Origin of the sequence: Streptomyces sp. CA-249302 (assembly GCF_050936785.1) — a bacterium.
Taxonomy (GTDB): Bacteria; Actinomycetota; Actinomycetes; order Streptomycetales; family Streptomycetaceae; genus Streptomyces.
In genome coordinates, this window is record NZ_JBNJMG010000001.1 from 8,485,301 (window position 1) to 8,499,251 (window position 13,951).

12 protein-coding genes are annotated in these 13,951 nt (G+C 71.5%); 9 read left to right on the forward strand and 3 right to left on the reverse strand.

What is annotated here, in order from left to right; all coding sequences use genetic code 11:
- Positions 1–6: 6 nt before the first annotated feature.
- Entirely contained in the window at positions 7–1,269 is a 1,263-nt protein-coding gene (locus ACQEWB_RS38355; RefSeq protein ID WP_432839468.1) for a cytochrome P450, read from the reverse strand.
- 480 nt (positions 1,270–1,749) lie between these two features.
- On the opposite strand from ACQEWB_RS38355, the gene ACQEWB_RS38360 reads away from it, so the two are divergent.
- The 4 genes from ACQEWB_RS38360 to ACQEWB_RS38375 are packed head-to-tail and all read left to right on the forward strand — an operon-like array spanning position 1,750 to position 5,202.
- Entirely contained in the window at positions 1,750–2,727 is a 978-nt protein-coding gene (locus ACQEWB_RS38360; RefSeq protein WP_432839470.1) for an ABC transporter substrate-binding protein, read from the forward strand.
- A complete protein-coding gene (locus ACQEWB_RS38365) occupies positions 2,724–3,500 on the forward strand; it encodes an ABC transporter permease (RefSeq protein WP_432839472.1) in 777 nt (258 codons plus the stop codon). Before ACQEWB_RS38360 ends, ACQEWB_RS38365 begins: the two co-directional genes overlap by 4 nt.
- Positions 3,497–4,453, forward strand: coding sequence for an ABC transporter permease (locus tag ACQEWB_RS38370; protein ID WP_432839474.1), 957 nt, complete (start codon positions 3,497–3,499; stop codon positions 4,451–4,453). Before ACQEWB_RS38365 ends, ACQEWB_RS38370 begins: the two co-directional genes overlap by 4 nt.
- A complete protein-coding gene (locus tag ACQEWB_RS38375; protein WP_432839476.1) occupies positions 4,450–5,202 on the forward strand; it encodes an ABC transporter ATP-binding protein in 753 nt (250 codons plus the stop codon). The genes ACQEWB_RS38370 and ACQEWB_RS38375 overlap by 4 nt, the downstream gene beginning before the upstream one ends.
- A gap of 9 nt (positions 5,203–5,211) precedes the next feature.
- On the opposite strand, the gene ACQEWB_RS38380 is transcribed toward ACQEWB_RS38375, so the two are convergent.
- A complete protein-coding gene (locus ACQEWB_RS38380) occupies positions 5,212–6,453 on the reverse strand; it encodes an endonuclease/exonuclease/phosphatase family protein (protein WP_432839478.1) in 1,242 nt (413 codons plus the stop codon).
- Between the two features lie 193 nt (positions 6,454–6,646).
- Here ACQEWB_RS38380 and cyc2 point away from each other — a divergent pair, with 193 nt between their 5' ends.
- Together cyc2 and phsA are read left to right on the forward strand one after the other, a co-directional pair.
- Positions 6,647–8,803, forward strand: a complete 2,157-nt coding sequence (gene cyc2 / locus ACQEWB_RS38385) for a germacradienol/geosmin synthase Cyc2 (protein WP_432839480.1) — start codon at positions 6,647–6,649, stop codon at positions 8,801–8,803.
- Positions 8,804–8,920: 117 nt separating this feature from the next.
- A complete protein-coding gene (phsA, locus tag ACQEWB_RS38390) occupies positions 8,921–10,795 on the forward strand; it encodes an O-aminophenol oxidase PhsA (protein WP_432839482.1) in 1,875 nt (624 codons plus the stop codon).
- Here phsA and ACQEWB_RS38395 read toward each other — a convergent pair.
- The gene (locus ACQEWB_RS38395) at positions 10,783–11,517 is read right to left on the reverse strand and encodes a CTP synthase C-terminal region-related (seleno)protein (RefSeq protein ID WP_432839484.1); all 735 of its coding nucleotides are present in this window, start codon (positions 11,515–11,517) and stop codon (positions 10,783–10,785) included. The genes phsA and ACQEWB_RS38395 overlap by 13 nt on opposite strands.
- An 87-nt stretch (positions 11,518–11,604) precedes the next feature.
- Here ACQEWB_RS38395 and ACQEWB_RS38400 point away from each other — a divergent pair, with 87 nt between their 5' ends.
- From ACQEWB_RS38400 to ACQEWB_RS38410, 3 genes are all read left to right on the forward strand, one after another.
- Positions 11,605–12,471 (forward strand): LysR family transcriptional regulator, encoded by an 867-nt coding sequence (locus ACQEWB_RS38400; protein ID WP_432839486.1) that lies wholly within the window; start codon positions 11,605–11,607, stop codon positions 12,469–12,471.
- A 118-nt stretch (positions 12,472–12,589) separates the two neighbouring features.
- Positions 12,590–13,168, forward strand: a complete 579-nt coding sequence (locus tag ACQEWB_RS38405; protein ID WP_432839488.1) for a PDZ domain-containing protein — start codon at positions 12,590–12,592, stop codon at positions 13,166–13,168.
- An 85-nt stretch (positions 13,169–13,253) separates the two neighbouring features.
- Positions 13,254–13,874: a LysE family translocator gene (locus ACQEWB_RS38410; protein ID WP_432839490.1), complete on the forward strand. Its 621-nt coding sequence runs from the start codon at positions 13,254–13,256 to the stop codon at positions 13,872–13,874.
- Positions 13,875–13,951: the final 77 nt, after the last annotated feature.

Consider the following 13,951-nt stretch of genomic DNA (forward strand, 5'->3'; position numbering starts at 1 on the left):
TGTCCCTCAATCCACCTCCACCGGCAGCGACTTGATCCCGTTGATGAAATTCGACACGAGTCGCCTCGCCGGACCCGCGGTCCGCAACGTCGGCAGGGCGCCGAGCACCTCCGCGTACAACACCCGCAACTGCAACCGCGCGAAGTGCGCGCCGAGGCACACATGCGGTCCGTCCCCGAAGGAGACGTGCGGGTTGGGAGTGCGGGAGAGGTCGAGGCGGTCCGGGTCGGTGAAGGCGCGCTCGTCACGGTTGGCGGAGGCGTGGAAGACGACCACCTTGTCGCCGGCCCGGATGTGCCGACCCGCGAGTTCCGTGTCCTCGGTGGCGGTACGGCGGAAACTGAGCACGGGTGGATGCCAGCGGAGCAACTCGTCTACGGCCGAGGGGAGTTCTGCCTTCCCACTGCGGAGCTGCTCGTAGGCCTCCGGATGTTCCGCGAGAGCGAGCAGTCCACCCGGTGCCGCACTCCGCACGGTGTCGTTGCCCGCCACCGTGAGCAGGAAGAAGAACATCTCCAGTTCGGCGTCGGCGAGTTCGGGATCCTGGGCGAGGACGGTCAGCACGTCGTCGGCGGGGTGGCGGCGCTTGTGCGCGGCGAGCTGCTGGGCGTAGCCGAACATGTCCCGCAGGGCGGCGGGGGAGCGGGGGTTGACCGGTTTTCCCGTCGGGTCGAGTACGGCCGGTCCGGCCTCGTCCGGGTCCTGGTAGCCGATGACCCGCTGCGTCCAGTGCAGCAGCAGATCGCGGTCGCCGTCCGGGACGCCGAGCAGGTCGGCCAGGTTGAGCAGGGCGTAGTCGTCGGTCACCGCGGTGACCAGATCGACGGTCCCGTCCCCGGCACGGGCCTCGCGCCGGGCCTCGGCCAGCAGCGTCCGGGCCCGCTCCCGCGCCGGCGCCGTGAACCGGTCGATCCGCCCGGGCGTGAAGGCCCGGCTGACCAACCGCCTCAACCGCCCGTGCCCCGGCGGATCCTGATTGAGCATCATGCGCCGGATGAACGGCAGGTCTTCGGGCGCGGGATCGCGGATCTGGGTCGCGCCGAGACACGAGGAGTACGTCGCCGAGTCCTTGAGCACCCGCACGACGTCCGCGTGCCGGGTCACCGCCCAGAACCCGGACCCGGCCGGCCAGCCCAGCACCTCCGGCTCCTCCTGCCAGGCCACGGGATGGTGGTCGCGCAGCACACGGTACGAGCCGTGCGGCACCCCGGCCGCGTACTGCCGCGGATCGAAGACGTCCGGGACGGGCGGAGCCTCGCGTACGTTCATGCGACCACGGTGACCCGGCGGCCCGGGCCGGGCAAGGGAACGCACGACGGCACCCGGGTGTCGTCCACTGCCGGAGCTGTTCGCGCTCGGCACCACCGGACGCCGGGAAACCGAACGACATGCCGCGCATCGGAGTGGCACCGCACCGTCTGTGGCCCGCCCGCGAGGACGAGGTCGGCGGCATCCTGGAAACCGCCCGGACCGCCGAGGCGCTGGGCTTCGACCACGTCTTCGCGAGCGGCCACGCCGTGGCGGGCGAGACCGGCGTGACCCCGGACCCGCTGGTGACCCCGGACCCGCTGGTGACGCCGGCCGACGCGGGCTCTCGGCGTGCTCGCTGTGGCTGCCGCTCGCCGCGGAGGCGGTCGCGGACGGGCTCGCGTGGGCGGCGGAGGAACTCCTTTCGTATTTCTCCAAAGACTGACGCCCCGGCCGAGCGATCTGTGGTGATCATGACAATTTCCTGGTAGTCATGCCCGTATGGCGTTACGTCGATTGCGGCCGGGAATCGGAAAACCGGCGGTCGTCCTGGCCGCCCTGACACTCCTCCTCACCGCGTGCGGTGAGGACGGCGGGGGCTCCTCCAGCTCCACGGGCGGCGGGCAGACGAAACTCAAGGTGGCCGCGCTGCCGCTGACGGACTCCGCGGCCCTCTACATCGCACGGGACCGGGGGCTGTTCAAGAAGGAGGGGCTCGACGTCACCGTCCAGCCCGTCCAGCAGAGCATCCAGGCACTGCCGGCGCTGGCCAAGGGGCAGGTCGACGTGATCGCGAGCGCGAACTACGTGACCTTCCTTCAGGCCGACGAGAAGGGCACGCTCGACCTGCGCATCCTCGCCGAGGGGGTGCGAACGGCCCCGCACATGATGGACGTACTCGTCCCCAAGGACTCGAAGATCAAGACCGTCGCCGACCTCGCGGGCAAGAAGGTCGCCGTCAACATCCTCAACAACATCCAGTCCCTCACCCTCAACGCGATCCTCGACAAGCAGGGCGTCGGCCGGCCCGTCTACCGGCAGATCGCCTTCCCGCAGATGGGGCCCGCGCTGGAGCGGGGGCAGGTGGACGCGGTGCATGCGGTGGAGCCGTTCGACAGCGCGATCCAGGGGGAGTTGAAGGCGAAGGTGCTGCTGGACGGCGGGTCGGCGCCGGTCCAGTCGCTGCCGATCAGCGGATACGTCACCACGAAGAAGTTCGCCGCGTACCACCCGGAGGCGGCGGCAGCGTTCCGGCGTGCCATCGAGGCGGCGTCGAAGATCGCGGCGTCGGACCCGACGGCGGTACGGGACGAACTCCCCAAGTACACCAAGGTGACGGCGGACCAGGCGAAGACGATCGGGCTGCCGACCTATCCGACGTCGACGGACGCGGCACAGCTGCGACGGCTGACGGAACTCATGAAGGAACAGGGGCTGTTGAAGGCGGCGATCGATCCGGCGACCTTGTTGGTCAAGTGAGGCGTCAGGAGTTCGGGCTCGGTCTGCTGGGTGTGACGCTGGCCTTCGGGGTCTGTGAGGTCGTCGGGCGAGCCGGCGTCGTCCGCCGCAGCTACCTCCCGCCCGCCTCCGAAGTCGTCGCCCGTGCGGTGGAGTTGGCCGGTGACCGTTCCTTCCTGGACGGTGTCGGTGCCACCCTGCGCGCCTGGGCACTCGGGCTGGGGCTGGCCGTCGCGATCGCCGTCCCCGTCGGGCTGCTGCTCGGCAGTGTGCCGGTCGTCGACTCGGCCGTACGCGTGATCGTCGAGTTCCTGCGGCCGCTGCCCTCCGTCGCGCTGATCCCCCTCGTCTCCCTGCTCCTCGGCACCGGCACCGAGACCAAGGTCGCGCTGATCACGTACGCCTCCGTCTGGCCCGTCCTCTTCAACACGGTCTACGGCCTCGGCGAGACCGACCCCCTGGCCAAGGACACCCTCCGCGCCTTCGGCTTCGGCCGCCTCTCGGTCCTGCTCCGCGTCGAACTCCCCGCCACGGCACCCTTCATCGCCGCCGGCATCCGCATCTCGGCCGCGATCGCCCTCATCCTCGCGGTGGCCACGGAACTCCTCTCCGGCTTCGGTGAGGGCCTCGGCATCTTCATAGCCCAGGCGGGCCTGGCCACCGACGGCACGCGTGACGTCCTGGCGGGCGTGGTGTGGGCGGGCGCGCTGGGGCTGGTCATCAACGGCGTACTGGTGTGGTGCGAGCGGCGGTTGTTCCCCTGGACGCCGGAACGGCGGGGAGCGGGGACATGAGTGGGGGCGAGGGTAGGGAAGCGGAGGGGGAGACGGGTGCTTTGCGGGCCGGGGACGCGGATTCGGCGTCGACCGGCGGCCGTGGGCCGACGGAACAGGCGCCGAGCGCCGACGCGGAGGAGCGGCTGTCTCCCGTCCCACCGGCGCCCTCCTCCTCCGGCGGTCCCAGCTCCCCGCCCCACCACCTTCTCCTCCGCCTCCTGGTTCTCCTACTCGCCCTGGGCGTATGGCAGTTGGCCGCCCAAGCCCACAGCAGCGTCTACTTCCCGCCTCCGAGCCGTATCGCCCACCGCGCCTACGAACTGTGGTTCTCCGGATCCGTCCGACACCTGTTCCTCACCTCGGCCGCCTTCGAGGACGTACTGCCGAGCCTCGGGCGGATGGCGGCCGGGTTCGGGATCGCCGCCGTCGGCGGGATCGCGGCCGGCGTGGTCGTCGGGCGGTCGCGGTGGGCGTACGCCGTGTGCAACCCGGTGCTCCAGTTCGCCCGCGCCGTCCCGCCCCCGGCACTCGTGCCGGTCTTCGTCGTCGTCCTCGACTTCGGTACGCCCATGCAGATCGCGTCGATCGCCTTCAGCGCCGTGTGGCCGGTTCTGATCAACACCGCGGAAGGCGTGCGCAACACCGACCCCCTCCGGATCGACGTCGCCGCCGTCCTGCGCCTCGGCCCGTTCGAACGGCTCCGCTTCCTGCTGCTCCCCTCCGCGCTGCCCCGCATCTTCGCCGGCCTCCGCCTGAGCCTGTCCCTCGCCCTCATCCTCATGGTCTTCTCGGAACTCCTGCCCGGCACCGCGGGCGGCATCGGCTTCACCCTCACCGACGCCCAGTCCCGCTCCGACCTGCTCACCGTCTGGGCCGTCCTGCTCCTGCTCGGCGTCCTCGGTTACCTGCTCAACACCGCTCTGCTGGCGGTCGAAAGACGCCTGATCGGACGGGGAAGGACGACACCGTGACCCTCCGCCTCGACGCCCTCGGCCAGCGCTACGGCGACCACTCCGTCCTGAACGACATCACCCTCACCGTCCCGGACGGCCAACTCCTGTGCGTCGTCGGCCCGTCCGGCTGCGGCAAGTCCACGCTCCTGCGCATCGTCGCCGGCCTTCAGGCCGCGAGCGAGGGCACGGTCACCGTCGACGGCACCCCCGTCACCGGCGTCCCCGACCAACTCGCCGTCGTCTTCCAGGACTACGGCCGCTCCCTCTTCCCCTGGCTCACCGTCCGCGACAACGTCGCCCTCCCGCTGCGCCGCCGCGGCCTCGCCAGGGCCGAGCGCCGCGCCGAGGCCGAACGCATCCTGGAGCGTGTCGGCCTCGACGGCGCCGGCCGCCGCCACCCCTGGCAGCTGTCCGGCGGCATGCAGCAGCGCGTCGCCATCGCCCGCGCCCTGGTCTGCCGCCCCTCGCTGCTGCTCATGGACGAACCCTTCGGCTCCCTGGACGCGCAGACCCGCGAGGACCTGGAGGACCTCCTCCTGGAGGTCCACCGCACCGACGGCGCGACCATCGTCTTCGTCACCCACGACATCGACGAGAGCGTCTACGTCGGTGACCGCGTCGTCGTCCTCTCCCCGGGCCCCGGCTCCCGCGTCGTCCTCGACCTCCCCGTCGAACTCCCCGGCAAGCGCGACCAGATAGGCACCCGGGGCCTGCCGGAGTTCGTCGAGCTGAGGGCGGAGGTGGGACGGGCGGTGCGGGGCTCGTAGCGCCGTCGGTCAGCCCAGCCGTATCTCCTGCCACACCATCCGGTGGTCCGAGGTGACCACCGTCCTGCCGTCGCCGACCAGGCGGTACAGCGGGTCGTCGGAGGTCGGCCAGAACACGCCGTTCCGACCGGGGACCAGGCCCTTCGACGGCAGGACGTGGTCCACGCGCAGGTTGCCCGGCGCGGTGTCGCTGAAGTCGCCCGTGTCGTAGGCCGGGTTGCCCTTCTGGCCGATGTTCGCGCCGCCCTGGAGCCGCGCCGCCTCCACGCCGCCCGCGCTGGCCGGCGGGGTGGCCGGCAGGCGCACCGCGGGGTGCTCCAGGAGCTGCCGGATGGCGTTGTCGTAGCTGTCGCCGTCCAGCGGGTCCGCGTTCTGGTCGCCCGCGATCACGAACCGCTCGCCGGGCCGCAGCCCACCGCGCACACCCTTGTCGTCGTACAGGTAGGCGCTGTGCTGCCGGCCACCGATGTAGTCGGCCCAGAGGCGGATCTCGTCGTGGTTGCGCCGGCCGTTGCGGTCCTCGGTGCCGTCGAACGTGGGCGGTGTCGGATGCGACACCAGGAAGTGCACCGTCTCGCGGCCGATGTGCACCGGCACGTCCCAGTGGCTCTTGGAGGAGAGGCGGAAGACCGCGAGGGCAGCGTCGCTGTAGTAGCCGGGCGGGATCACGTTCCCAGGCATGTCCTTCCACAGGAAGTTCTGGAAGGTGCGCACCGCCCGCGCGGCGAGCGGGAACTTGGAGAGCACCACCAGGCCGTACTGTCCCGGGAAGAAGCCGTAGCCGAAGCAGTCCTGCGCGTACGCGTCCGAACCGGGCGTCGTCACGACGCCGTTCTTGCCGTCGAAGTCCACGCCCGAGGGCACGCCGGTGTTCACCGGTGCCGTGAAGTGGTGCGGGAAGTGGATCGGGCGGGCGCCGCTCTGCCCGACGGCGAGGTAGTTCTTCAGGAACAGCCGGACCGCGGCGCCCTGGTCGTCGTAGTCGAACTCGTTGATCAGCAGCACGTCCGGGTCGACCCGCTGGATGGTCTCCGCGACGTTCTTCGCCTGCTGGTTGTCCGGCGTGGACAGGTCCGTGATCAGCGCGCCCTGGGTCGAACGGTTCAGCGAGGCGTTGAAGGTGGCGAACCGGACCGGACGGCTGTGGCGCTCGGTCGCCGCGGCGGGCAGGGCCGCGGTACCTGCCAGCGCCGCCCCGGCGAGCGAGGCGAGTGCGGTACGGCGGGAGAGGCTTCTGGTGTGGTGGTTCATCGGGGCTCCGGTTCCTGCGAGACAGCGGGATGTCGAGGACTGGGGGACACGTGAACTTCCGTAGTCTGCGCGCGTAGAGATGAACGCCACAAGAGCCCGTCAGAACTCCCGGATTCACCCTCGATTCACGCGATGGTGTGATCATGTCCCGGCCCGCGGATGCCCTTCCGAGGGCCTGGGTAGGGCCCGGGCCATGACTCAGCAGCCCTTCGAACTCCCGCACTTCTACATGCCGTACCCGGCGCGGCTGAACCCGCATGTCGACGAGGCGCGCGCCCACTCGACCGCGTGGGCGCGGGAGATGGGCATGCTGGAGGGGTCCGGGGTCTGGGAGCAGTCCGACCTGGACGCGCACGACTACGGACTGCTCTGCGCCTACACCCACCCCGAGTGCGACGGCCCAGCGCTCTCGCTGATCACCGACTGGTACGTGTGGGTCTTCTTCTTCGACGACCACTTCCTGGAGATCTTCAAACGCACCCAGGACCGCGCCGGCGGCAAGGCCTACCTGGACCGGCTGCCGCTGTTCATGCCGATGGACCTGTCGACCCCGATGCCCGAGCCCGAGAACCCCGTCGAGGCCGGCCTCGCGGACCTGTGGACGCGCACGGTGCCGTCCATGTCCGCCGACTGGCGCCGCCGCTTCGCCGTGGCCACCGAGCACCTCCTCAACGAGTCCCTGTGGGAGCTGTCCAACATCAACGAGGGGCGGATCGCCAACCCGGTCGAGTACGTCGAGATGCGCCGCAAGGTGGGCGGCGCGCCCTGGTCGGCGGGGCTGGTGGAGTACGCGACCGCCGAAGTCCCCTCGTCCGTGGCGGAGTCGAGGCCGCTGCGGGTGCTGATGGAGACCTTCTCCGACGCCGTCCACCTGCGCAACGACCTCTTCTCCTACCAGCGCGAGGTCGAGGACGAGGGCGAGAACAGCAACGGCGTGCTCGTCCTGGAGACCTTCTTCGGCTGCACCACCCAGGAGGCCGCCGACACCGTCAACGACATCCTGACCTCACGCCTGCACCAGTTCGAGCACACCGCGCTCACCGAAGTGCCCGCACTCGCCCTGGAGAAAGGTCTCACCCCGCCCGAGGCGGCCGCCGTCGCCAAGTACACCCAGGGCCTCCAGGACTGGCAGTCCGGCGGCCACGAATGGCACCTGCGCTCCAGCCGGTACATGAACGCACGCGCGCGTACGACGAATCCATGGCACGGCCTGACCGGCCCCGGCACCTCCGCGGCCGACGTCGGCGCGCTGCTCGCGGCGGCCGGCGCCGAGCGCCTTCGCGCGTACACGCACGTGCCCTTCCAGAAGGTCGGCCCGTCCCTGCTCCCCGACTTCCACATGCCCTTCGAGGTGGAGCTCAGCTCCCACCTGGAGGCCGCCCGGCCCCGGCTCACCGCCTGGATGCACGCCATGGGCATGCTCCAGGAGGGCGTCTGGGACGAGGACAAGCTCGCCGCGTGCGACCTCGCGCTCTGCTCCGCGGGCCTCGACCCGGACGCCACCCCCGAATCCCTCGACCTGAGCGCCCACTGGCTCGCCTGGGGCACCTACGGCGACGACTACTACCCGCTCGTCTTCGGCAACCGCCGCGACCTCGCCGCCGCCCGGCTGACCACACAGCGCCTGTCGGACTGCATGCCCGTGGACGGCGAGGAGACCCTCGTCCCGGTCAACGGCATGGAACGCGGCCTCATCGACCTCTGGTCGCGGACCACGGCGGGCATGACCCCGGACGAACGGCGCACCCTCAAGGACGCGGTGAACGTGATGACCGAGAGCTGGGTGTGGGAGCTCTCCAACCAACTGCAGAACCGCATCCCCGACCCCGTCGACTACCTGGAGATGCGCCGCGCCACCTTCGGCTCCGACCTCACCCTGAGCCTGTGCCGCATGGGCCACGGCCCCGCCGTCCCGCCCGAGGTCTACCGCAGCGGCCCGGTCCGCTCCCTGGAGAACGCCGCGATCGACTACGGCTGTCTGATCAACGACGTCTTCTCGTACCAGAAGGAGATCGAGTACGAGGGCGAGATCCACAACGCGATCCTCGTCGTGCAGAACTTCTTCGGCGTCGACTACCCGACCGCCCTCTCGGTCGTCCACGACCTCATGACCCAGCGCATGCAGCAGTTCCAGCACGTCGCCGAGAACGAACTGCCCGTCGTCTACGACGACTTCGACCTCCCGGAAGAAGCACGCGAGGTCATGCGGAACTATGTGAAGGACCTCCAGAACTGGATGGCGGGCATCCTCAACTGGCACCAGCAGGTCGACCGGTACAAGTCGGCCTACCTGTGCCGCCGCACGCACACCTTCCTGCCCGATCAGCCGCCCGCGGTACCCGTCCTGTGATGTCCGGAATCTTTCACCCTTTCGGGCGGAACAGGGCATTCCCGGAACTTCCGTGATGCGCCGCTAGTCATGCGAGGTGAGGGAACAAGACCACAGAACACACGGGGGTGTTCGATCTTGACCGACATCATCGAGAGGATCACCGAGGGCGACGCGGGGGACGCGGCACCGGCTCCGGACGAACTGGCGCCGTACGTGGCGCGGTTGCCCGTCCCGCCGGTGCTGCGGCCCGGCTCCGGGGACGTCCTGCGCGAGACGGAGATCGCCCTGCGCCCGACCTGGGTGCGGCTGCACCCGCAGCTCCCGCCGACCCTGATGTGGGGATACGACGGCCAGGTGCCGGGCCCGACCATCGAGGTGCGCCGGGGGCAGCGGGTCCGGATCGCCTGGACCAACCGGATCCCCAGGGGCAGCGAGTATCCGGTCACTTCGGTGGAGGTGCCGCTCGGCGCGCCGGGCTCCGCGCCACCGAGCACCGAGCCCGGCCGCGGCGGCGTCGAGCCGAACAAGGACGTCGCCGCCCTTCCCGCCTGGTCGGTGACCCACCTGCACGGGGCGCAGACGGGCGGCGGCAACGACGGCTGGGCCGACAACGCGGTCGGCTTCGGCGACGCCCAGCCGGCGGAGTACCCGAACGAGCACCAGGCGGTGCAGTGGTGGTACCACGACCACGCCATGAACATCACGCGGTGGAACGTGCACACCGGCCTGTACGGCACCTACCTCGTCCGTGACGACGAGGAGGACGCGCTCCAACTCCCCTGCGGGGAGCGGGAGATCCCGCTGCTGCTCGCCGACCGCAACCTGGACACCGACGAGGACGGCCGCCTCAACGGCCGGCTGCTGCACAAGACGGTGATCGTCCAGCAGCAGAACCCGGAGACGGGCAAGCCGGTCACCATCCCCTTCACCGGCCCGTACACCACGGTCAACGGCCGCATCTGGCCGTACGCCGAGGTGGACGCCGCCTGGTACCGCTTCCGGCTGGTCAACGCGTCCAACGCGCGCATCTACAACCTCGTCCTGGTCGACGAGGACGGCAACCCGGTGCCGGGCGTCGTCCACCAGATCGGCAGCGACGGCGGGCTGCTGCCCCGCCCGGTCCCGGTCGACTTCGACGGCGCGCTGCCCACGCTTACCGCGGCCCCGGCCGAGCGCTTCGACCTGCTCGTCGACTTCCGGGGCCTCGCGGGCAGGAAGCTGCGCCTGGTCAACAAGGGCCGCAACCAGCCGGCGGGCGTACCCGACCCGGCGGGTGACGTGCGCTACCCGGCCGTACTGGAGTTCCGCGTCGGCGCCTGTGGTCAGGCGGACACCTTCGAGCTGCCCGAGGTGCTCTCCGGCTCCTTCCGCCGCCTCACGCACGACATCCCGCACGGCCACCGCCTGATCGTGCTCACCCCGCCCGCCACCAAGGGCGCCGGCGGGCACCCGGAGATCTGGGAGATGACCGAGGTCACCGACCCCGGCGACCTCCAGGTCCCCACCGACGGCGTCATCCAGCTGCAGGGAGCCGACGGCACGACGAAGACGTACCGGCGCACCTCAAGGACGTTCAACGACGGCCTGGGCTTCACCATCGCCGAGGGCTCCTACGAGCAGTGGAGCTTCCTCAACCTCGCGCCGATCGTCCACCCGATGCACATCCACCTGGCCGACTTCCAACTCCTCGGCCGGGACCCCTACGACGTCTCGGGCTTCGACCCGGCGGTGGGCGGCACACGCACGCCGATCGCGTTCGACCCGGGCACGCAGATCCCGCTCGCGCCCAACGAACTCGGCCACAAGGACGTGTTCCGGGTGCCGGGCGGGCAAGTCCTGCGCGTGATGGGGAAGTTCGACGGCGCGTACGGACGGTTCATGTACCACTGCCACCTCCTCGAACACGAGGACATGGGCATGATGCGGCCCTTCGTCGTCATGCCCGCGGAGGCGATGAAGTTCGACCACGGTGCCGGGCACGGCGGCGGCCACGGGGGTCACACCGGCTGACGCTCCGCCCGTGCCGCGTGCTCCACGGCGGCCCGCGCCAGCGCCCGGACCATCGGGTGCGGGCGCGAGCCGTCGCCCGCCAGCTCCGGCTGGAAGAGGGAGGCCAGGAAGAAGGGGTGGCCGGGGAGTTCGGCCATCCGGACGTTGCCGTCCTCGTCGAGGCCGGAGAAGCGCATCCCGTGCGCGCGCAGCGTGTCGAGATGACGGGAGGGACCGTACTTGCAGAAGTAGCGCTCGACCGTGCGCTCCGAACCGATCACGGACTGGGCGAGCGAGCCCGCCTCCAGCACGACCACGCCCTCGTGGCCGACGAGCGAGCAGGCCAGCGGTTCGATGAGCAGGTCCTCGGCGTCCGGGTCGCTCTCCGCGTGCGCCACCCGGGTCAGGCCGCACACATCGTGGGCGAACTCCAGCATGGCGTGCTGGAAGCCGCCGCAGGTGCCGAGGAACGGGATGCCGTCCTCGCGCGCCGTGCGGATCGCCGACAGCACACCCGCCTGGCTGCGGTACGGGCTGCCGGGCACCACCCACACCGCGTCGAACCCGCGCACGGCGTCCGCCGCCTCCGCGTCCTCGGACGGGATCCAGTAGGCGTCGAGGACCAGGCGGTCGCGTTCGGCGAGGGCGTCGAGCAGAAGGGGGATGCGCGTGTGCGCCACGACGTTGGGGGAGCGGTCCCCGACCAGGGCGATCTTCGCGATACGGGCTGCGTTGTTCGGCATGACCTCATCCTGGGCGCCCCGCCTGAATCGCGTCCAACGATGATTTCTGCACTCTCGATAAGCCCGCCTAATGGCACCCTGATGGGCATGGACCCGCACCTCCTGCGCACCTATGTCACCGTCGCCCGCCTCGCCTCCTTCTCCGAGGCCGCCCGCGAGCTCGGCTACACCCAGTCGGCGGTGTCCCAGCACATCGCGACCCTGGAACAGGACCTGGGCGCGCCCCTCCTCACCCGCCGCCCGGTCGCCCCGACCCCGGCCGGTGAACGGCTGCTGGAACACGCGGGCCCGCTGCTGCTGCGCCTGGACGCGGCCCGCGCGGACGTCGTACGGGTGGCCTCCGCGCCCGAACACGGCCTGACGCTCGCCGCCGCCCCCACCGCGCTCACCCCGCAGGCCGTCGTCGCGCTCCCGGCGGCCGGCGTCACTCTGCGCGTCCTGCCCCGCGACGAGGTCCCGGCCGCCGTCGCCACCGGCACGGCCGACCTCGGTCTGGTCGACGGCCTGGCCGCCCCCAGCGACCCCCTGCGGCTGCCCGACGTGGCGCCGCTGACCACGCACGGCGTGGGGGAGGAGCCGGTGTGCGTGCTCCTGCCCGCGGCGCATCCCCTGGCCCGCCGCGCCGGTCTGCGCCTCGGCGACCTCGCCGACGCCCGCTGGCTCGACGCCCCCGGTGCGGGCCTCCCGCTGGCCCAGCTGCGCGCCGCGAACGGCGGCCACGGCTTCCGTCCCGCCCTGCGCTACGAGGGCACCGACGTCCGCACCCTCACCGCCCTCGCCGCAGCAGGCCGCGGCCTCGCCCTGCTGCCGGAGCCCGCGGCCACCGGAGTGCCGGGCACGGTCGCCGTCCCGCTCACCCACCCACGTGTCGTACACCGGACGGAACTGGTGTGCACGGGCTCACTCCGCGGAGCGGCCGCGGCGCTGGCGCAGGCGCTGGGCGCACGCGGGTGACCTCGCGCTCCTCCCCGGAAGGTGCATGGCTTCCCGGCTTTGACCACCGGTCAGTCTCACTCGTTCGTGGCTCGTCGTGCGCCGGCGCTCCGGGTAGCGATCCAGCCGGAGGCGATCCATGGAACAGACAGCGTTGCGTCCCAAGCCGATGCCCGGCCAGGACCCTGGCACCACCAGGTCCGGCGGCGCCCCGGCCCGGCGCCCGCATGCCGCGCGCCGGCGGGCCCGGCGGCTGCGGGCCGCGCTCTTCGGCCTGTTCGTCGGGACGGTCCTGGTGCTGTGCGGGGTCGGCATCGGCACCGTCGGCGCCACGGTCATCGGCCTGAGTAAACTCGCCGACCTGCGACAACAGGCCCAGACCCACCCCTCGGCCCGCCCCGGCCCGTCGGCGGCGCCCTCCACCGCGTCGCCCTCCCCGTCCCGGGCGCCCGGCACGGCGACCCTCGGCCTGGAGGCCGTCGACTCGGACAAGGTGGGCGCGCTGGTCGTCGGCGTGCACGTGCCGGGCCCGGGCTACACGGCCGGCCTGGTCCGCGGCGACGTACTCCTGGCGTTCGACCGGACCCGTATCGACTCGGCCGCGGACCTCGCCCGAGCCGTCGCCGACACCCGCCCCGGCACCGAGGTGACCCTGACGGTCCGTCACCGCAGCGGCGGCTACCAGCAGTTGACGGTCGTCCCGGGGATCATTACCTGACCGTGAACGACGACCGCTCGCCCCTTGGCGGTCAGGACCGTGAAAACCACTGGTCCGGCGCCGCGCCACCGGCCACCATGAGCCCATGCTGAGCACCCTTCTCGCCTTCCTCGGCGCCTGCACGCTGATCGCCGCCTCGCCCGGGCCCAGCACGGTGCTGATCATCAAGCAGTCGCTGCACAGCAGACGCTCCGGTCTCCTCACCGTGCTCGGCAACGAGACCGGGGTGTTCGTCTGGGGCGTCGTCGCGGCCCTGGGCCTGACCGCGCTGCTCGCGGCCTCCGAACTGGCGTACGACGTGATGCGGATCGTCGGCGCGGTCGTCCTGGTCGGCTTCGGCGTCCAGGCGCTGCGGCAGGCCCGGCGCGGCAAGGGGGAAGCCGCCGACGGCCGGGAGAGCGGCGGCAGGACGGGCTGGGCCGCCTACCGGGGCGGGCTGCTGCTCAACCTCGCCAACCCCAAGGCCGCGGTCTTCGCGATGTCCTTCCTGCCGCAGTTCGTGCCGCGGGGCGCCCCGCACCTGCCCGCCATGGTGGGCCTCGCCGCGCTCTGGGCGGTCTACGAAGTCGGTTACTACGGCCTGTACGTGTGGTTCGTGGGCCGGATGCGCACCGTGCTCTCCCGCGCCGGGGTGCGCCGGCGCCTGGAACAGGTCTCCGGCGGTGTGCTGCTCCTGCTCGGTGTGCGGCTCGCCCTGGAGAGCTGACGCCATGACCGGCACAGGACCCGGAACACCGGCAGACCGGTCGCGCGGGCCCCGCGGTCCGGGCAGGATGCTGCCCG